The 19,417-nt window shown below is 60.4% G+C and carries 17 protein-coding genes and 1 pseudogene; 4 read left to right on the top strand and 14 right to left on the bottom strand.

Annotation, left to right across the window (positions count from 1 at the left end; genetic code table 11):
- Positions 1-29 precede the first annotated feature (29 nt).
- The 4 genes and pseudogenes from PAF12_RS16505 to PAF12_RS16490 form a co-directional block, all read right to left on the bottom strand.
- Positions 30-194 (bottom strand): annotated as a pseudogene (locus PAF12_RS16505) (SDR family oxidoreductase); the annotation flags it as partial.
- 410 nt (positions 195-604) lie between these two features.
- Positions 605-1,651, bottom strand: coding sequence for a TRAP transporter substrate-binding protein DctP (gene dctP, locus PAF12_RS16500; RefSeq protein ID WP_036051585.1), 1,047 nt, complete (start codon positions 1,649-1,651; stop codon positions 605-607).
- A gap of 62 nt (positions 1,652-1,713) precedes the next feature.
- Positions 1,714-3,000 (bottom strand): TRAP transporter large permease, encoded by a 1,287-nt coding sequence (locus PAF12_RS16495; protein ID WP_027264380.1) that lies wholly within the window; start codon positions 2,998-3,000, stop codon positions 1,714-1,716.
- Positions 2,997-3,590 carry a TRAP transporter small permease gene (locus tag PAF12_RS16490; protein WP_083545805.1) on the bottom strand — a complete coding sequence of 198 codons (594 nt, stop codon included), beginning with the start codon at positions 3,588-3,590 and terminating at the stop codon, positions 2,997-2,999. Before PAF12_RS16490 ends, PAF12_RS16495 begins: the two co-directional genes overlap by 4 nt.
- Before the next feature lie 218 nt (positions 3,591-3,808).
- Here PAF12_RS16490 and PAF12_RS16485 point away from each other — a divergent pair, with 218 nt between their 5' ends.
- Genes PAF12_RS16485 through PAF12_RS16475 form a run of 3 tightly spaced genes read left to right on the top strand, consistent with a single transcriptional unit; the run spans position 3,809 to position 7,108 of the window.
- Positions 3,809-5,068, top strand: a complete 1,260-nt coding sequence (locus PAF12_RS16485; RefSeq protein ID WP_071974357.1) for a CaiB/BaiF CoA-transferase family protein — start codon at positions 3,809-3,811, stop codon at positions 5,066-5,068.
- Positions 5,065-5,940 (top strand): GntR family transcriptional regulator, encoded by an 876-nt coding sequence (locus tag PAF12_RS16480; protein WP_027264381.1) that lies wholly within the window; start codon positions 5,065-5,067, stop codon positions 5,938-5,940. The genes PAF12_RS16485 and PAF12_RS16480 overlap by 4 nt, the downstream gene beginning before the upstream one ends.
- Before the next feature lie 4 nt (positions 5,941-5,944).
- Entirely contained in the window at positions 5,945-7,108 is a 1,164-nt protein-coding gene (locus PAF12_RS16475; RefSeq protein WP_027264382.1) for an acyl-CoA dehydrogenase family protein, read from the top strand.
- A gap of 84 nt (positions 7,109-7,192) precedes the next feature.
- Here PAF12_RS16475 and PAF12_RS16470 read toward each other — a convergent pair whose 3' ends face one another.
- From PAF12_RS16470 to PAF12_RS16460, 3 genes are read right to left on the bottom strand one after another with little or no spacing between them, the layout of a single operon-like run.
- Positions 7,193-8,359: an acyl-CoA dehydrogenase family protein gene (locus PAF12_RS16470; protein WP_036051588.1), complete on the bottom strand. Its 1,167-nt coding sequence runs from the start codon at positions 8,357-8,359 to the stop codon at positions 7,193-7,195.
- A gap of 16 nt (positions 8,360-8,375) precedes the next feature.
- A complete protein-coding gene (locus PAF12_RS16465) occupies positions 8,376-9,614 on the bottom strand; it encodes a thiolase family protein (RefSeq protein WP_027264384.1) in 1,239 nt (412 codons plus the stop codon).
- Positions 9,615-9,630: 16 nt separating this feature from the next.
- Entirely contained in the window at positions 9,631-10,419 is a 789-nt protein-coding gene (locus tag PAF12_RS16460; RefSeq protein WP_027264385.1) for an enoyl-CoA hydratase/isomerase family protein, read from the bottom strand.
- A 113-nt stretch (positions 10,420-10,532) separates the two neighbouring features.
- Between PAF12_RS16460 and PAF12_RS16455 the strand changes: the two genes are divergently transcribed.
- Positions 10,533-11,636 carry a CaiB/BaiF CoA-transferase family protein gene (locus PAF12_RS16455; protein WP_036051655.1) on the top strand — a complete coding sequence of 368 codons (1,104 nt, stop codon included), beginning with the start codon at positions 10,533-10,535 and terminating at the stop codon, positions 11,634-11,636.
- 25 nt (positions 11,637-11,661) lie between these two features.
- Here the strand turns inward: PAF12_RS16455 and PAF12_RS16450 are convergent, their stop codons facing one another.
- From PAF12_RS16450 to PAF12_RS16420, 7 genes are all read right to left on the bottom strand, one after another.
- Positions 11,662-12,450, bottom strand: coding sequence for an SDR family NAD(P)-dependent oxidoreductase (locus PAF12_RS16450; protein ID WP_027264387.1), 789 nt, complete (start codon positions 12,448-12,450; stop codon positions 11,662-11,664).
- A 12-nt stretch (positions 12,451-12,462) separates the two neighbouring features.
- Entirely contained in the window at positions 12,463-13,254 is a 792-nt protein-coding gene (locus PAF12_RS16445) for an ABC transporter ATP-binding protein (protein WP_027264388.1), read from the bottom strand.
- A 61-nt stretch (positions 13,255-13,315) separates the two neighbouring features.
- Positions 13,316-14,485, bottom strand: a complete 1,170-nt coding sequence (locus tag PAF12_RS16440; RefSeq protein WP_271109725.1) for an ABC transporter substrate-binding protein — start codon at positions 14,483-14,485, stop codon at positions 13,316-13,318.
- 103 nt (positions 14,486-14,588) lie between these two features.
- Positions 14,589-15,521 carry a branched-chain amino acid ABC transporter permease gene (locus PAF12_RS16435; protein WP_271109724.1) on the bottom strand — a complete coding sequence of 311 codons (933 nt, stop codon included), beginning with the start codon at positions 15,519-15,521 and terminating at the stop codon, positions 14,589-14,591.
- A gap of 123 nt (positions 15,522-15,644) precedes the next feature.
- Complete coding sequence (locus PAF12_RS16430; protein ID WP_027264391.1) at positions 15,645-16,529, bottom strand: branched-chain amino acid ABC transporter permease; 885 nt, start codon at positions 16,527-16,529, stop codon at positions 15,645-15,647.
- 15 nt (positions 16,530-16,544) lie between these two features.
- Positions 16,545-18,542, bottom strand: a complete 1,998-nt coding sequence (locus PAF12_RS16425; protein WP_223228100.1) for an AMP-binding protein — start codon at positions 18,540-18,542, stop codon at positions 16,545-16,547.
- A gap of 4 nt (positions 18,543-18,546) precedes the next feature.
- Positions 18,547-19,326, bottom strand: a complete 780-nt coding sequence (locus PAF12_RS16420) for an ABC transporter ATP-binding protein (RefSeq protein WP_028288584.1) — start codon at positions 19,324-19,326, stop codon at positions 18,547-18,549.
- Positions 19,327-19,417 lie beyond the last annotated feature (91 nt).

The following is a 19,417-nucleotide window of genomic DNA, read 5'->3' as shown; positions in this document are numbered from 1 at the left end:
CCTGTCCCAAGCTTCCGGCTCCGCCCATTTTACTGCGCGGTATAGCCGCCATCGACCACCATTTCGGATCCGGTCATATAGGATGCCTCGTCGGACGCCAGAAACGGCACCGCCCCGGCTACTTCTTCCGGTTGGGCCGGGCGCTGCATGATCGTTGTCCCAAGTATATCCTTCTGACCGTCCGGGTCAGCCAGTCTGAAAGGAACCATCGCCGGAATCAAATGTGCGGAAGATCCTGTACGTTATCCATCCAGGATTTCTTTCGAGATGGTCATTCATGCGTCCTTTCGATGAAGCATGGACCGGATCAGTCATACACAAAAGGTCGGACACTCTCGCTGCCGCCCATCTGCGCCATATCGCCGAAACCCAATTCGCCCGCGCCGTTCGCGCATCAACTCGTCGCCGAGATCGGGACCGGCGAGGCGCATCTACGCCAGATCAATGTGGCCGAACGTATGCACGGCTCGCCCGGACTTCAGCTGCATAACGGACGACCAGGCTGAGTGTCGAAGGGCAGGATTCAGATGCACCCACCGGCTGACTTCTGCGCGTTTTTGGTGGCCTGGCCCGACACAGGAGCCGGGCCGACCACGATCTGGTATCAGTTCCTTTTCAGCGCGGACCGGAAGGCTTCCAGGATCTCGGTTCCGGGCTTGCCTTGGGCATCGAGTTGCTCGGCCCATTCGGACCCAACCGTCGACAGGATCTGGTTCAGCTTTTCGACATCTCCGGCGGGCAGGTCAACGAAGGTCACGCCCGCCTCGGCGATCTGCTGCTTGACTTCAAGGTTCTGGCGGTCGGCAGTTTCGCATCCTTCCCTAGTCAAATCTTCGCCGATCTCGGTGATCGCCTGCTGGACGTCTTCGGGCAGACTGTCCCACTTTTCCTGCCTGATCACGTAGGTCGCGACAAAGGAACCAAAGTTCATCCCCTGCGTACCCCAGTCAAGGAATGTTTCCATTCCGTAAGGGGTGACACTGGGATAGGGGAAGAGCCCGGCGTCGATCGTCCCGCGCGACAGCGCCTCGCGCACTTCGGGCGCCGGCATCTGCACCGGCACGCCGCCGATTTTCTGGACGGTCAGGTCAAGCGCGCCGCCAGTGCTGCGGATCTTCAGGCCGTCCATGCTGTCCAAACCGGTGATCTCACGGCTCGACGTCAGCAGGTTGTAGGGCGGCAGCACCATCGCCATCAGCAGGCGCACGCCGTTCGGCGCGAATTCGGCCTGGTCTAGCGCGCCGCCGGGCTTGGCGATCTCCCAATAGGCCATCGTGCCCTCACACGACGTCGAAAACGCCTCGGGCAACTGCCCGACCGCCGAAAGGGGCATCTTGTCGCTGACATAGGAGGGGCCGACATAGCCGATATCGGTCACGCCGGTCTGGGTCAGCGAGAGCAGGTCCTTGGCCTTGCCGAGTTGCTGAGCCGGGAAGTACGCGAACTCGGTTTTCCCGGTCCGCTCGCTCACCCGTTCCATGAAAGGTTCGATCAGGCTCTGGGCAATGTAATGGCCGGTGGGCAGGCTGTCGGCCGCGCGCAGTTCGATCTCCTGCGCTGCAACCGGCTGCACGGCGAGCGGTAGCAAGGCAACGCTCAGGGCCCAGCCCGCTGTCCGTAAGGGCGATGGGAATTTGGATATTCTGGTCATGATTTCATTCTCCTCCTGTCTTTTAGGGTTATGGACTGGCGCTATTGCGCAGGCCGACGTCGTCAGTTCATTGTCGAGGGCAGCCACAGCACCAGCACGGGAAATGCAGTGAGCAACGCGATCACCAGCAAATGCGCCAGAACATGCGGAAACGTCCCGCGAAAGATTTCGCCCAAGGGTCGCCGGGTATATCGGGCCACCACAAAGACATTCATGCCCAGCGGCGGAGTGACCATGCCGACCTCGGCCGTCACCACGACGATCACCCCGAACCAGATCGGGTCGAAGCCCAGCGACAGGACCAGCGGCAAAAGCACCGGCACCGTCAGGATGAGGATGGCGATCTGGTCCATGAAGGCACCCAGAAAGACGTAGATGATCAGGATCACCACCATCACCCCCATCGGCGAAATACCAAGGCCGCCGATCCATTGGGTCAAATCGTTGGTCACCCGCGTGAGGGTGAAGAAATAGCCAAAGATATGCGCGCCGAGGATCACGAAAAGGATCATGCAGGTGGTCTGCGCCGCCCGTCTCAGGCAACCCCAGGCTTGGCTGAATCCCAGTTTGCGCTCGTGCAGCGCCAGCAGCATCGCGCCGAAGGCGCCGATCCCCGATGCCTCGGTCGGCGTGGCAATGCCCGAGTAGATCGTGCCGGTGACGGCCAGGAACAGCAGCAGCATTGGCCCGACACGCGACAGCGACGCAAATTTATCGCGAAAGCTGTAAGGCTGGCCGGCAGGCGCGACCGAGGGATCAATCCGCACCAGAACCGCGACCGTGGCCATGATGGTCAGAGCGACCAGAATCCCCGGTATCACCCCCGCCACCAGCAGCTGTCCGACCGAGACATCGGCAATGATCCCATAGAGAATCAGCGCCACAGATGGCGGAATCAACATCGCCAGTGTGCCCGAAATCGCCACGACGCCGCTGGCCAGCTTGGGGTCGTAGCCTTCGTCGATCATCGCCGGGATCGAAGTGGATGCCAGCGTTGCCGCCGCTGCCGTGCTCGACCCCGAGATCGCGCCAAAGCCCGCCCCGGCTACCGCGGTAGCCATGGCCAGGCCGCCGCGGAGACGGCCGACCCAAATGGTTGCAGCGCGAAAGAGATCTTGCGCCACGCCCGAGATGATCACGAATTCGGCCATCAGGATGAACATCGGGATGGTGATGATTTCGTAGGAATTCGCGGTACTTAGGGGTGCAGTCTTCAGGATGCCGCCCAGTACCGCCATGCCGCCGAACAGATAGAGCCCTACAGACCCCGAAATCGCCATTGCCAAGGCCACCGGCAGCCCGATCACAAGCAGCCCGGCCAGAAGCGCAATTACCAGAGCCACCGTCACAGGACGTCCTCCCCTTGGAGCGCGGTGGTCTCGGGCGGGGGCGGCATTTCAACCAGATCGTGGCGCGAGAAGATGGAAAACGCGTGCCCGACCACCCGGTAGATCAGGCGCAGCGTCAGCAGCGCGGTGCCAATCAGGACGACCAGATAGGCCGGCCAGGTCAGCCATGGGACCAGCGCGGCGATCCGGTCCTGCCCGGCATAGGCGCTCTGGAAGCGGCCCCAGGCCTCGAACGCGATCAGCGCCATGACAACTGCCCCTGCAGCATAGCCCACCGCCTGCCCCAGATGGCGAACCCGTCGCGGAAGTATGTTTTGGAACAGATCGATTGCCACGTGCCCGTGATGATGGAGTGTGTCGGGCAGCATCAGGAAGAATACCGTGACCACAAGGTAGAGACCGATCAGGTCGTAGGACCAGCCCAGTGGCATCGAAAGCGCGTAGCGCATCGCAACATCCACGACCACGATCAGCATGATCACCGCCAGTGCGACACAGGCCAGCGCCGCAAACCCGGTCTCTAGCACGGCCAGCCCCCGCGAAACGGCCAACAGGCCGCGCGCGCCCCCCCTTTTCTTCGGCGGTTCCATTGCGGCCACCCCCCCCCTTTTTTTTGGCGCTATTTCGGGCCATTTCCATCGGCGATTTCCACGCCGGAAACGAGCCGCCTTAGCCTCATTGTGGCGCCAAACTTAGCAAGGCCCCCTTGCATGTCAACGCTCCCCGTGCAAAAAAACTAGCAATACAGTCTTTTAGTCTTTTGTAGCGTGCGGTCGGTGCAGCCGATCCGGTGCCGGGGGGGGGAATCATGTTTCAAATGCTCGACGGGGTGCGCGTGGTAGAGCTGGGCCATATTCTCCTGGCCCCCTACGCCACCCAGTTCCTGGGCGATTTCGGCGCTGATGTGATCAAGGTCGAAGCGCCGGAAGGCGACTATTATCGGCGCCTCGGCGCCTCGCGCGTGCCGGGTATGACCGCTCAGTGGATGGCGGTGAACCGGAACAAACGCAGCATTGCGCTTGATCTCAAATCCCCCGAAGGGCGTGCGGCGCTGCTGGAGATGCTGAGTCAGGCGGACATCGTGGTTCACAATATGCGAGTGCCTGCGATCGAGCGGCTGGGTCTTGGATATGACGCCGTGCGGGAGGTCAATCCGCGCATCGTCTACTGCGCCGCGATCGGGTTCGGGCAGGACGGGCCCTATGCCGACTTGCCCGCCTTCGATGACCTGATTCAGGCCCGGTCGGGTCTGGCCGAGGCCAACGGGCGCAACGCAGGTGCCCCCGCCTTTGTGCCGATGGTGGCCGCCGACAAGATCACCGGGCTGGCGCTGGGTCAGGCGATGCTGGCCGGCCTGTTCCGGCAGCGCACCACCGGCGAAGGGTGCTACATCGAAACGCCGATGTTCGAAACGATGATATCGGTGATGTTGAGCCAGCATTTCAACGGGGCGGCCTTCCGGCCTCCGGAAGGCGGGTTCGGCTATGCGCGGGTCATGAGTCCATTCCGCAAACCAGCGCAAACCAGCGACGGTTTCATCGCGCACGGGATCTACAAATTCGATCAATGGCAGCGGTTTCTGCGTGCTGTGGGTCGCGACGACGTGGCCGACGGCCCCATGATGACCGACGCGGCGACCGCACAGCGGCATTTTCCCGAACTCTATGAACTTGTTGTAACGCATATCCTGCCGCAGCGGACCACCGCAGAGTGGCAGGCGCTGTTCGATGCCCTCGATATTCCCAATGCCCCAGTGATGGCGATGGAGGACCTGCCCGACGATCCGCATGTCCGCGCCGTTGGCCTGATAGAAGATTATGACCATCCCCAGCAGGGGCCGATGCGCCGGGTCCGAAGCCCTTATACGATGCGCGGCGTCGAGATGGGCCCCGATCTTCCGGCACCTGCCCTTGGCGCACAGGGCACGGCGATCCTGGAAGAGTTCGGCTTCTCACCGGAAAGGGTTGCTCAACTGATAAAGGCCGGTGTCGTTGTGCAACCCGAGCAGGACTCGTCGGTAAACGACGGTCTGACAGGAGCGGTGCCTCGGTCCGGCGACCAGCCTTGAGCGGCACCCGGACCACCGGCGTCGGCCACTGTCCCCGCCCGGAGGAAGGCTCGGCCAGGGAACTGCTTCGGCAGCGTGACGGCATCCCCTTGTATCTCAAGCTCGCAAGCCTATTTCGCGAAAAGATTCGCTGCGGCGATTGGCCCATACACAGCCAGTTGCCAACCCTTCCGGCCCTGCGCGACGAATACGGCCTGGCGCGCGAAACCGTCCGCCAGGCTCTTGGGGTTCTGCGCAATGAGGGCATGATCGACAGCACGCGCGGACTGGGCACCTTCGTGACTGCGGCGGCCGAGGAGAGCGAGCCACGTGCGCCCGCCTACGATCCGCTGACGCTCGGGGCACAGGTGCGTATAGATATATTGTCGCGTGCGCCCTGTAAGGAGCTTCCCGATCTTGGCCGCGACCTGACGGGGATGGAAACGCCGCTGGTTCATGTGCGCAAGCGCCATCACGCCGGGCAGCAGCCGTATTCGCTGGTCGATCTGTGGCTGCCGCAACGCTATTTCGAGATGCTGCCCGAGGGCGCTGACGAAACGCAGCTATATTCGCAACTGCTGCGCGACCACACCGGCATGACGGATCTGTCGGGCGACCAGATCATCACCATCGTTCGGGCCGACATCGCCACCGCGCACCTGTTGGGCATCACCCTCAGCGAGCCGGTGGCCCATGTGGTCTCGCGCTTGTTCGATCCCGAAGGCCGCCCGGTCATGGCTCACCTCGTGCAGATCCGCAGCGACGTCTTTTCCGCCGAGCGCCAGTTCGGCAATCTCGCCACAGGAGATCCCGGCTCCTGGCGCCCGCATATGGCGGAACCCGCCCCGCCCGAGCATTCGGGCGAACCACACCCACGTCAGAAGAAGGAGTGATCGCATGGATTTCGATCTCACCGAAGAGCAACGGGCCATCCGCGACGCGGTGGCCAGGATCTGCTCGCGTTTCGACGATGCCTACTGGCTGGAACGCGAACGAACCGGGACCTTCCCCGAAGATTTTGCGGCCGAGATCGCAAAGGGCGGTTTCTATGGCGTCACGATGGAAGAGCAGTATGGCGGATCGGGCCTGGGTATCACAGAGGCATCGCTGGTCATGCAGGAGATCGGGCGTTACGGCGCGGCGGCCAGTTCCGCGGTGCATATCAATATCTTTGGGCTGCAACCGGTGGTCGGCTTCGGCACCGACGAACAGAAGGCTCGAATGCTGCCGCCTCTGATCCGCGGAGAGCACCGCTCCTGCTTCGGCGTAACCGAACCGGACGCCGGCCTTGATACCACGCATATCTCGACCTTTGCGCGCCGACGCGAAGACGGTGGGTATGTGGTCAACGGGCGCAAGGTCTGGACCTCGACCGCACAGCGCGCAGATCACATCCTGCTGGTGACCCGGACCACGCCCATCGAGGACTGCGAGCGACCGACCGACGGCATGTCAGTGTTCTACACCGATTTCGACCGCAGCAAGATCGACGTGCATGAAATTGCCAAGATGGGCCGCAAGGCGGTCGACTCCAACGCTATCTTCATTGATGGGCTGGAGGTGCCCGAAGAGGACCGCATCGGCGCGGAAGGTGAGGGTTTCAAGGTCCTGCTCCACGGGCTGAATGCCGAGCGGATCATTGTCGCCGCGGCTGCGGTCGGGTTTGGGATGTACGTACTGGAAAAGGCGGCCGCCTATGCGCGCGAACGCGTCGTCTTCGACCGTCCAATCGGCCAGAACCAGGCGATCCAGCATCCGCTGGCCTCGGTGTGGATGCGCCTTCAGGCGGCGGAACTGATGACCTACAAAGCCGCCACGCTTTACGATCAGGGCAAGCCCTGCGGGCTGGAGGCCAATACCGCGCGCAACCTCGCCGGCTCGGCGGCCTACGAAGCGGCATTCCGCGCGGTGCGCACCCACGGCGGCTTTGGCTTCGCGCAGGAATACCACGTCGAGCGTTACTTTCGCGAAAGCGTACTGAACTTCATCGCGCCGGTCAGCGAGGAGTTGATCCTCTCCTACGTGGCCGAGAAGGCATTGGGGATGCCCAAGTCCTACTGACTCTTCGCCCGTATCGCGATCACTCCGGGTCGTGCCCACCCTCGACGCTGACGAGCGCCGACGGTGGGGCGGCCAAGGCCCTTTTCAGAACGCGTTAAGCCCGGTCAGGTTGCGCCCGATGACCAGTTTTTGGATTTCGGTGGTGCCATCGGGAATCGGCATGACCTTTGCATTGCGGAAGTGCCGTTCAACGGGGAACTCTTTGGTGATGCCGTTGCCGCCGTGGATCTGCACCGCTTTGCCGGCGATTTCGACGGCCATTTCGGTTGCATACCATTTCGCCATCGAGGTCTGGGTGTCACAGCGCACGCCCAGGTCCAGAAGTTGCAGCCCGCGCTGGCACAACAGGCGCGCGGCATCCAGGTGCGTGGCCATGTCGGCCAGGTAGCCTTGAATCAACTGGTGCCCGCCGATCGGCTTACCATGTTGTTGGCGATCCTGCGCATATTTGACGGCACATTCCAACGCCGCCTGCGCTATGCCAATGCTCGTCAGGCCGACAAACACGCGAGCGCTCTCAAACAGTTTCAATGTCTGGAACAGGCCGCCGCCTGCATTACCCAGAACATGGTCAGCGCTGGTTTCGGCACGGTCGAAAAACAATTCGCAGGTCGATGCACCGACAAGCCCCAGCTTGCGCAATTCGCGGCTCTCGTAGTTGCCGGTATCGCGGTCGACGATGACCATGGAAATACCGTCGTCCAGATTGCAGACAACGATGGCGAAATCCGACTGGGCCCCATTGGAAATCCAGAGCTTCTGGCCAGTGACGAAAATCTTATCGCCCTCGCGGTCCGCACGTGTCTTGACCTCGCGTACGTTCGAACCGACCTCTGGTTCGGAAATACAGGTGGCACAGATCCGTTCGCTGCGCAGGAGCGGCTTCAGATAGGCCTCTTTCTGCGCCACATTTCCCAAGAGGTTGACCGCGAACACGGCATGACCCTGAATCAGCACCGCGATTGCCAGATCGGCCCATATCCGGGCCAGTTCCTCGTATAGGATGCCATAGGTCATGCGGTCGATTCCGGCACCGCCGTCCTCTTCGGGGATCAGGCCGCTGATCAGCCCGAATTCCTCGACCTTGGCGAACAGGGACTTCAGGGTTTTCGCATCGGGGGGGTGGCCGAGGTTCTCGTATTTCTCGGCCAGCGGCGCGAACTCTGCCTCGGCCATCTTGCGGAAGTTTTCCAGCAACATGCGTTGCTCATCTGTATAGATTGCCTGAGCGGCGGCGATCACGTTTTCCATGGTTCGTCTCCTTGTTTCAACGGCCCAGAATGGTGACGCAGGCGGCCGCTTCTTCTACCCCGTGCAACCCCCCGCCGTTTTCGGCGATGGCGTTCTTTGCCCCTTCGACCTGACGCGCGCCAGCTTCGCCGCGTAGTTGCGTGACCAGTTCGAAAACCTGCCCTATCCCTGTGGCACCGACCGGGTGGCCCTTGGATTCCAACCCGCCCGAGGGGTTCACCGGAATGCGTCCACCGATCTTTGTCTCGCCGCGCAGACTGGCGGGACCGCCCTCGCCGAATTCGACAAATCCGAGGTTCTCGATCTGGATCACTTCGCCCACGGCCGTGGCGTCATGCACTTCGGCCACCGATATATCCTCGGGGCCGATCCCGGCCTGTTCATAGGCCTCAAGCGCGGCAAGCCGGGTCAGGTGGTTCTTGTAATCTTCCGGCGGACGATCGGTGCCCGAGCGCAGGATCGCGGCCTTGACCTTGATCGCGCGCGCGGGATCTAGGCCCAGACGTTTTATCCCCTCGCCGGTGCATAAAACGGCCGCAGCGGCCCCGTCCGAGATCGGGGCGCACATCGGCAGGGTCAGCGGATAGGTGATCGGCGGCGCGGCCAATACCCGATCGACGCTCATGGCTTCTCGGTATTGCGCCAGTGGATTATGCACGGAATGCGCATGGTTCTTGGCGGCGACGGCGGCGAACTGTTCCTGAGTTGTGCCAAAGGTCTTCATGTGCAGCCGGGCGAAGCCTGCGTAGACATCCATGAACACGCTGTAGGGCTTGGGCGATTTCGATCCTTCGGGTTCCTCGACCCCTGCACCCAGATCGGCCAGCCGTTGCGCGACCTCTTCGCTGTTGCTGACGTCCCAGCCGCTGTCGAAGGCCGAAAACATCAACGCACGGTCGTCAGAATACATCTTTTCGGCGCCCACGGCGAGACAGCAGTCGCCATTGCCGGCCTTGAGGAAATCGACTGCCAGTTTGAACCCGGTCGAGGCGCTGGCGCAGGCGTTTTCGACATTCACCACCGGAATGCCCTGAATGCCCATTTCACGCAGCGCGATTTCGCCGCGGATCATGTGCTGGCCCTCCATGTGGCCCTGCACCGCGTTCGAGAAGAATGCGCCGTCGATACGATCTGCCGTCACTCGGGCATCGGAAAGCGCGGCGGCGACGGCCTCGCCGGTCATGTCCTTGATGGTTTTGTCCCGGAACTTTCCGAACGGCGTCATCCCGATGCCAACGATGTAAATGTCCTGCATCGTTTGTCCTCCTGACCTAGTATCCGCGAAACTGCGGTTTTCGTTTTTCATTGAACGCCGACAGACCCTCGTGCATGTCCCAGGATCGCATGTGCGCGCGCAGGTTCAGCATCTCTTCGGAAAGCGCGGCGGTTTCGTCCACGTCCAGCGACCGATTGGAAACCGTCTTCATGCGGCGTAAGACCGCCGGGCTTTTTTCTGCCAGCCTGTCGGTAAAGGCCTGCACCGCTTGTCGCAGGTCTTCGTCCGCGACGACCTTGTTCACCAGTCCCCAGTCCATCATGTCCCGTGCCGAAACGTTCTCGCCCGAGAACAGCAGGTATTTCGCGCGGTTCAGGCCAATCCTACGCGGCAGGATCGCCGCACCGCCGGCCCCGGGAAAGACGCCAAAGTTGGAATGTGCGTCGCCCAGTTGCGCGCTTTCGGCGGCAAAGACCAGATCGCAGGCCATCACCATTTCCAAACCGCCCGCCATCGCCAGCCCGTTCACTGCGGCGATCACCGGTTTCGGGCCATGTCGCATAAGCCCAAACGTGTGATCGACAAGATCCAGAAGATCCGGCTCGCCTGGTGCATGTTTGGCGCCAGCAACTTCTTTCAGATCGGCACCGGCGCAGAATGCCCGGCCAGAGCCGGTCAGGACAATTGTACGCACCCCATCGTCGGCCAGCGCCGATTCCAGTGCTGCCGCCATCTCGCGCAGCATCTGCGTTGACATTGCGTTGAGCTGTTCGGTGCGCTGGAAGGTAATCCATTCAGTTTTTGCGACCCGCTCAACGAATAGCGTCTGCTTTGCCTCACTCATGCTAAGCTCCTGATAATTATACATATTATTGGTTTTTCGCCTTGTCTTTTGCGGCGATTTACGCTGCACTCGGGCGGACCCGCACGTGGAAAACAAAAGAACTGGAGATTGATATGAGCACTGCACCCCTGGCCGGCCTGAAAATCCTCAGCCTTGCCGAACAGTTTCCCGGTCCCTATGCCACAATGCTGTTGTCCGACATGGGAGCCGAGGTGATCATGATTGAACGCCCGGGCATCGGTGATCCGGCCCGGCAATTTCCGCCCTTGTTCCGGGCACTGAACCGAGGCAAGCGCAGCGTTGCGTTGGATCTGAAATCGGCCGAGGGGCTGGCACGGTTTCGCGAACTGGCCAAGGAATCGGATGTCATCGTCGAAGGGTTCCGCCCTGGCAAGCTTGCGGCCTTGGGTGCCGGTTTCGAGGACATGCGTAGTGTCAACTCGCGGCTGGTTTATGTATCGATTTCGGGTTACGGGCAGGACGGCCCCTATCGTGACAGGGCTGGCCATGACCTGAGCTATGAAGGGGTTGGCGGTTTGCTGGCCGATCAGGCCGATGCAAAGCAGCCCGGCCCTGTGCCGCCGATCCCCCTTGCGGATGTTGGCGCGGCGTTGTTCGCGGCGATCGCAATCCTGTCGGCGGTGGTGTCGAGCCAGCGCACAGGGCAGGGGCGTTACGTGGACGTGTCCATGTCGGATGCGGTGGTTTCGATGTTGACCGCATTCCTCGTTCCCGCCGCCAATGGAACACCGCTGGGCGAATTTATCGCCGAGCCGGGCTATGGCGTGTTCACCTGCAAAGACGGCAAGCTCTTGACCTTGTCCATCGCGCATGAGGACTGGTTCTGGAAACCGTTCTGCGATGTGATCGACAGGGCGGATCTTGCGCCGTTGACAGGCCGCGACCGTGTCGCCCGCAAGGCCGCGCTGCGCGAAGAAATCGCGGCGATTCTGGTTGGCAAGACGCGCGCCGAATGGGGCGACCTTCTGGATAAGGCGGGGGTGCCATGGGGTCCGGTCAATTCCCTGGTCGAAACGTTGGACGACCCCCATGTGCGTGCGCGCCAGCTGCTGCGCAAGATTACGCATGACGGCGGCAAGGCCGAGACTTTTATTGTCCAGCCGTTGAAATTTGATGGCTTCGAAACCGCAACACCGAATCTGCCCCCTGAACTCGGGGCAGATAATGACAGCGTTTTTTCGGACGACGCCACCTAGAGGCGGCGGTTGGTCGATGTCTACTCTAGCAGGCAAACGAATACCCACCATTCACTGGATAGGTCTGTCCGGTGATCCAGCTGGCAGCATCCGAGCAGAGGAACAGGATCATTCCGGCGGGGTCTTCCGGCTCGCCCAGACGGCGGATCACGTATTGCGACAATGCCCGCTTCTCGGTCTCTGCATCCGGGATCAGGTCGGCGACAGCCGGAGTTCTTGTGCCCCCCAAGGCGACGCAATTCGCGGTGATCCCGAACCGGCCGCCGGCCTTTGCAATTGCCCGCATGAAGCCGGCCGCACCGGCCTTGGCCCCGGAATAAACCGCCAGATGCGGTTCACCGACACGGCCGGCGTCGGAAATGACGGTCACAATGCGCCCATAGCCACTGTTAACCATCAACGGCATGGCGTGACGGGTGCAGTTCAGCACCCCATCGAAATTGGTGGCCATCCAGCGGCGCCATTCATCGGGATCGGATTCCCAAAAAGGGACCAGATCGTCGAGCCGCGATGTCGGCCCGGCGTTGCCCGCATTGTTGACCAGAATATCCACGCCGCCAAATGTGGTCTGCGTTTCGGCAAACGCCGCGCCAACCGCGTCGAAATCCGAGACGTCGAAGGCGAGCGGCAGAGCCTTTGCACCCGCTGCCTCCACTTCCGCGGCAACGCTTTCGGCCCGTTCGGCGTGAAAATCGTTGACAACGATGGCACCGGCTCCGTGTTCCGCCAGATAAAGCGCGACTTGCCGACCAACGCCTTGCCCCGCTCCGGTTACAAATGCGGTACGACCTTTGATGGAAAGCAGGTTACTCATCTTCGCTCCTTTCTATCCCAGCCATCTCTTCCGGCGGCGATAGTGTTTGATATCTCGATAGCTTTTGCGCTCGCCCGATGCGGTTACGCCGAGATAGAATTCCTTGATGTCCTCGTTGTCAGCGAGCTTGTCGGCAGGGCCGTCCATCACGATCCGGCCGTTCTCCATCACATAGGCATAGTCGGCGATCGATAGCGCCGCGGCGCTGTTTTGTTCGACCAGGAAGAAGGTCGTGCCTTCTGACTTGAGCTGCTTGAGCACTTCATAAACATCCCGGACCATCATCGGGGCCAATCCCAACGACGGTTCGTCGATCGCGATGATCTTGGGGCTGGCCATCATGGCCCGGCCGATCAGCAGCAGTTGTTGTTCGCCACCAGACATGAAGCCAGAGGTGCGGTTGCGCAGGTCCGCAAGCCGGGGCATCAAGGTGTAAACATGGTCCAGGCGCTTTTTCAGCTCGGCGGAGTTGGGCACCATGTGCCCGCCGACGATCAGGTTTTGCTCTGACGTCAGATGCCGCAAAACGCGCCGCCCTTCCATCACATGGATGAGACCGTTCTTCACGACTTCCGAGGCTTCCATGTTCTGAATGGGAGTTCCGTCCAGAACGATGGACCCCGCCGAAACGGTTCCATCCTCGGATTTGAGCGTTCCCGAGATGGCTTTAAGCGTCGTGCTTTTTCCTGCGCCATTGCCACCGAGCAGAGCAACACATTGTCCCGCACGGACTGTCATGGACACGCCTTTGAGCGCCAGGATGACGTCGGAATATGTCACCTCTACGTTGTTGAGTTCCAGCATGGTCATATTGCCCGGGGCTAAGGATCAGAACGGGCGCCGCGACTGCGGCGCCCGGATTAATTCACCATTTCTCAACTTGCGGAACGTCGACACCCGTTGCCGCGATGGTGATTTTCCCATCTTTGACGGTGCCCACATTCACTTTGAGGCCTTCCAATGGGAACGGTGCTTCTGGCGTAAAGGACAAGGTCGGCAGGAACCCATGGGTTTCTTCGGTGGTGATCGGTTTGGCAAAAAGCGCCTCACGTACCATCTCTCCGGTCAGGCCCTCGGCGCCGTTCGCCTCGATCGCGTGATCGATCACGGTCACGGTATAGAGACCCTGAGATACGCCCATTGCGGTCACGACGTTCCAAGGTGCTTCGAGTCCGTAATCGGCAACCAATGTCTCGTAGAATTGTCGCGCGGGAGTGTCCTCATCGGCCGCAATCACCATGCCGTAGGCTTCAAAGTCCCCCTCCATTTGCTCAAGCCCGCCAAGCGCGCTACCCGAGGCTGGAAGCCCGTTATGCGAACTCATCATGATCGGGATGTTCGCCCCGTTGGCCTGCAGCCCACGTTTCGCGGCAACCACGATAGAGGTGTTCGTTTGGATTACCAGCACCTCGGCCCCGGCTCGTACAACGCGGCGCATTTGCCCCGTCAGATCGGTGGGTTGAACTTCGGTATAGATGACCTCGACGAGGTCGATCTCCTCGGGGTGCTCTTCGGCATAGAGTTCAATGCCCTTTGCCATGTCGACATAGGCAGGCGATGCTTCTGAGGCGAGGATCGCAACCTTGAGCGGTTCGTCTCCGCCGCGCTGTTCACGCATCCAGTTCAGAAAGCCGACACTTTCGTGCGAATAGGTCGGGCGTGGGTTGAAAATCCAGGCATCCGGTTGCCAGGCAAAACCGTAGGCCGCTGTGGCCATGAACATCGGGATTTTGTCTTCCGGCAGGCGTTCGGAAAGGGCCGCGACGTCGGGCCCGCCGAGGCCGACAACCGCAATCGGGTCCAGTTCCGATTTGATCCCGGGCCAGAGACTTGCCACCTGTGCCGCGTCATAGCGGGTTTCGTAGTTTTTGTAGTTCAGCGTGACGCCAAGTTCCTTGCCGCGGGTTTCATTCCACCAGGTGAACACAGCCTCACGTCCGCCGGCCAGAATGGGCATGATGTCAGCATAAGGGCCGGAAAAGTCCGACAGCAGGGCCAGATTATAGGTCTCTTCGGCCTGCGCCTTCAAAGGCATGGTCGCCGCGGCCGCCAAGGCAGCCGCAGCCAGAAAGCCGCGAAGACCTCGATTCGATTGGTAAGTCATATTCTTCCTCCCAGGTTTAGAGCCGCTCTATTTCTCAGTAAGGAAACGGCCAGATACGGTATGACGACTTCAGGATGTTCCAGCGGTGCATCAGCCCCTTGGGTTCGAGGATCATAAACAATGCGATCACGCCGCCAAGAACGACATTCATGCCAGCGAACACGATGTCACCGCCAAGGAATGATACCGAGTCGGCGATATTGGGGCCGACCGTCGCGATAATTTCCTGGATGATGCGGATAATGAAGACGCCGATCAGGGCCCCCACGATTGAACCCATCCCGCCGACGATGATCATCGCGACGAAGAAGATCGAGTGAAACAGGGTGAACTGGTCTACCCCCACGAAGCGGATCAGATAGGCCCAAAGCGCCCCGCCGACGCCCGCATAGAAAGCGCCGATCAGGAAGGCATTTGCCTTTGTGGCCGCGACATTGATCCCCATTATACCCGCGGCCACGTCATCATCCCTGACCGCCACGAAGGCACGGCCGAAGCGTGACCGAACGATCCCGAACGCGCCCGCCACCATGATCGCGGTGACCGCGAAATTCAGATAGAACTGCGAAGATTCGCTGACAAATCGCAGCCCGAAAAGCTCGGCCGGGGGCACGGTGATACCGTTCGATCCACCCAGCCAGGTAGACGGCAGGTTCAATACGGCAAAGTGGAACAGGAACTGAGCTGCAATCGTGGTCAGTGCCAGATAGAACCCCTTGATCCGCGCCGCGGTCAAGCCAAAGAGAAAGCCGAACAGCGCAGCCGAGAGCCCGGCCAGAGGAATGGTCAGCAGAAACGTAAGGCCGGTCTTCGAGGCCAGTATCGAGGCCGTATAGGCCCCGACCCCCATGAAAGCCGCCTGACCCAGGTTGATCTGGCCCGCATAGCCGGTGCAGATCTGAAGCCCGACGGCGATGACGGCGCTGATCATCATCATATTCAGGATAGCGATGATACGGCTGCTCACCAGGTAAGGCGCCAACAGCAGTAGAGCCATGAATACGACGAGGGCCAGAAACTGCCAGCGCGTTCGGATCAAACGTCTGTCACTGCGATAGCTTGTCGGGAATACGCCGGAAGGGTCCATGGATTACACCCGTTCAATTGTGCGCCAGCCGAACAGGCCGGTCGGTCGGATCAGCAGAATGGCAAGCATGATGATATAGGGGACAACGCTGCCCAGTGACCCTCCGATCAGCGGGTCAAGATAGTTGGTTGTCAGGCTCTGGACGATGCCGATAATCACGCCCGCAAGGATCAGCCCGCCGATGGATTCCAGCCCGGCAAACAGCGCCACCGGCAGGGCCGCGAACCCGATATCCGAGGCCAGGAAGGTCAGCGATTTGCCGCTGAGAAAGATCATCGCACCAATTGTGGACAGGATTGCCCCGAGAACCCAGGCAAAGGCAATCGAGCCTTTCACCGAAATGCCCATCGAGGAGGCCACGACGTGGTCTTCCGCCACGGCGGTCATCCGCAGGCCGGACCGGGTCCGGTTGAAGAACCACGACAGGCCGACGGCGGCGACAATGGTGATGATCCCGCCTATCAGGAGGTTCATCGGGATCAACATGTCGCCGAGGAACAAGGGTTTCAGCGGGAAAATGATCGGGAAGGGCCGCACGGCGGGACCGAACACAAGCAGCACCAGACCGCGCAGCAGGATCAGAAGACCGACGGTGACCATGACCATCGAGAAAACCGATTCACCGATCAGCTTTGTCAGGAAAATCCGTTCGATTGCGTACCCGACCAGCCCGGCCAGAACCAGCGAAAGGGGTATCGACAACCAAAGGCTAAGCCCCGCTTGCATCGTTGTGAACCAGACGATGAACCCGCCGATGATCACAAGCTCGCCCTGCGCGAAGTTGAACACCTTGCTGGCGCGATAAATCACAACAAAGCCCATGGCCACCAGCGAATACAGAAGGCCGATCAAAGCCCCGGTAATGATGTCATTGATGAAATAGACCATTGTCGCCGACCTCCTTTAAGATTTGGACTGCCGCTTGGCAGCCTTCGATGCGTTTTCAACATCCGACACGCGAACCGTGGTCTTGAGAACGCCTTGACGACCGTCCTGATAGGTCACAGCGATTTCGAGATCTGTCTCGTCATCGCCAGCATAGATCGCCTCGACGAGCTTGGCATACCGTTCCTCCAGAAAGGCCCGGCGAAGCTTTCGGCTGCGGGTCAACTCGCCTTCATCCGGGTCGAGTTCCTTGGGAAAATTCGCAAAACGTGCCACGCGCGAGCCTTCGGGCAGGAGCGCATTGATGCGCGCCACTTCGCCTTTGATAAGGTCCAGAACTTCGGGTTTCTGCGACAGATCGGTGTAGGTCGAAAAGCTGATCTTGTTCTCTTCCGCCCAACGCCCGAGAACTTCCATATCGATATTGATAAGCGCGCTGACGAAATTCCGGCGTTCGTCGCCCAATGTCATGAGGTCCTTGATGAAGGGGCTATACCGCAACCGCGTTTCGATGAACTGCGGCGGATAGCTGTGACCGTTTGCCAGGCGGCGCATGTCCTTGACACGGTCAAAGAACAATAGCTCGCCGTCGTCGGTCATCGAGACCGCATCACCGGTCTTGTACCAACCGTCTTCGGTCAGCACCTCTGCGGTCTTTTCGGGCTTGCCGTGATAGCCGCCGAAGCCCGATCCGCCACGCACCTGAAGCTCCCCTTCGTCCGAGACCCTGTATTCCAGCGGTTCGCCGTAGTTCGTGTTGCTTTGCATCCAGCTGCCGCTGGTTTCCAGCTGATAGCTTTCGCCGACATGCGCGGTCAGAAGGCCGATTTCGGTCGCGCCATACACGTTCCGCAGCTTAACCCCCATCGCGTGGAACATACGAAAGACGTCAGGTGCCATCAGGGCGCCGCCGCTCATTGCGTTTTTGGCCTTACCAAGGCCAAGATTGTCGCGCAGGTGATGCAGCACCAGAGCTTCGGCAAAGGGAAGCTGCAGGCGTGCGGCAAGGCTGGGGCTACGCCCTTCCAGCCGCTCGACGTAAACGTTGCGGCCAACCTTCATGCCCCAATTGTACATCGCATTGCGGAACTTGCCCGCGCCCAGCATCCGGGCCTGAACGATGGAGGCGAGGTTTTCCCACTGGCGCGGACTGAACACCAGTGCATCAACCGCCAGTTCGCGAATGTTGGTCAGTACGTCTTCAGGGCCTTCGGGAAAATTGACGACCATGGGCGCGATCAAACCGATCGACAGGCCGAAAATCTGTTCCGTGACCCAGGCAGGCGAAATGTAGGTCAGGTATTCGGTGCCCGGCGCGATTTCGATTGCCCCCATCACCCGCGAGCAATTGTCGAACAGGTAGCGATGGCTGATGACAACGCCCTTGGGTTTTCCCGTGGTCCCCGAAGTATAGGACAGCAAGGCGGTATCGTCCGCCCGTCCACGTTTTACGTGTTCTTCAAATCTGGCGGGTTCCTTGGCGTGGATCTGACGCCCTGCCGCGCTCACACTTTCAAACGAATGCAACAGGGGATGATCATAGCCCCACAGACCGGAATCGTCCCAGTAAACGACCGCCAGGGCGCCCGAGTACTTGCCCGCAATCTCGATGCATTTATCGACCTGCTCCTGATCCTGCGCCAGAAAAACCCGCGTTTGCGAGTCTTCGGCCAGATACAGAATCTCTTCAGCGTTTTGATCCGGATAGACAGACAGGACTTTGCCGCCTAACGACTGGACGGCGTATTCAGCCCAGAAATGTTCGGGTTCGTTTTCGCCAATCATCATGACGGATTCGCCAGCCGACAAGCCCAGGTTCTCCAACCCGAGAGCCAGGGCGCGAACCCTGTCAAGAACATCGGCCCAGGTGAATTCACGCCAGATGCCCAGGCGCTTGTGCCGTTCGGCGAGGTTGGTCGGTGTGGATGTCGCTCGCGCGAGCAAAACCTGCGGCAGGGTTTCGCTATGTGTCACTGCTGGGTCCGAAAAGACCATTGCTGTCCGTTGTTTGACCATGCCGCTACCCCAGATATGCCTTTATGACAGCCGGGTCCTTCTGGATTTCTTCCGGGGTGCCTTCGGCGATGACCCGCCCGAAATCCAGCACCACGATCCGGTCGGCAAGGTCCATCACGACGCCCATGTCGTGCTCCACCAGAACTACCGGAATCTTGCGCGCCTCGCGCACATCGAGAATGAAGCGCGCCAGGTCTTCTTTTTCCTCCGAGTTCATGCCGGCCATCGGTTCATCCATCAGCAGGATCGACGGTTCCTGCGCCAATGCACGGCCCAGATCGACACGCTTGCGCAACCCATACCCCAACGTGCCCACGGGCCGGTTGCGGATTGCCTCGATCTCGAGAAAATCGATGATCTCCTCTGCGGCTTCACGATGTTCCGATTCCTCGCGCATCACGGGACCGAACTGGAAAAAGGCCTGGACTACATTCGATTTCATCAGCATGTGGCGGCCGATCATAATGTTTTCCACCACCGTCTGCCCGGCAAAAAGATGGGTGCCCTGAAACGTCCGCGCCAGACCGCGCCGGGCGATCTGGTCAACACGCAGGCCGGTCACGTCCTGCCCGGACAATTCGACACGGCCCTTCTGCGGACGGTAGAAGCCCGCAGTCACGTTCAGAAGTGATGTTTTTCCGGCACCATTCGGACCGATAATTGCAAGCAATTCATCGTCGGCCACGGAGATGCTCACATCGTCGAGCGCGGTCACACCGCCAAATTTCAAAGTTGCGCCACGCACCGCAAGCGGTGACGATACGTGCCCGTTATTCGTGGTCATGTTACAACCCGTGCTTTTCCCCAACACCTCATGGAGGCACGCATAGCCTGACCGCACGGTTTTCCGTTGGTTACGAGTTTTCCTCGCATCG

The sequence above is a fragment of the Paracoccus sp. SCSIO 75233 genome, from assembly GCF_027912675.1.
Taxonomy (GTDB): Bacteria; Pseudomonadota; Alphaproteobacteria; order Rhodobacterales; family Rhodobacteraceae; genus Paracoccus.
The sequence above is the reverse complement of the archived record's forward strand: the minus strand, read 5'-3'. Positions and strand labels throughout refer to the sequence as shown.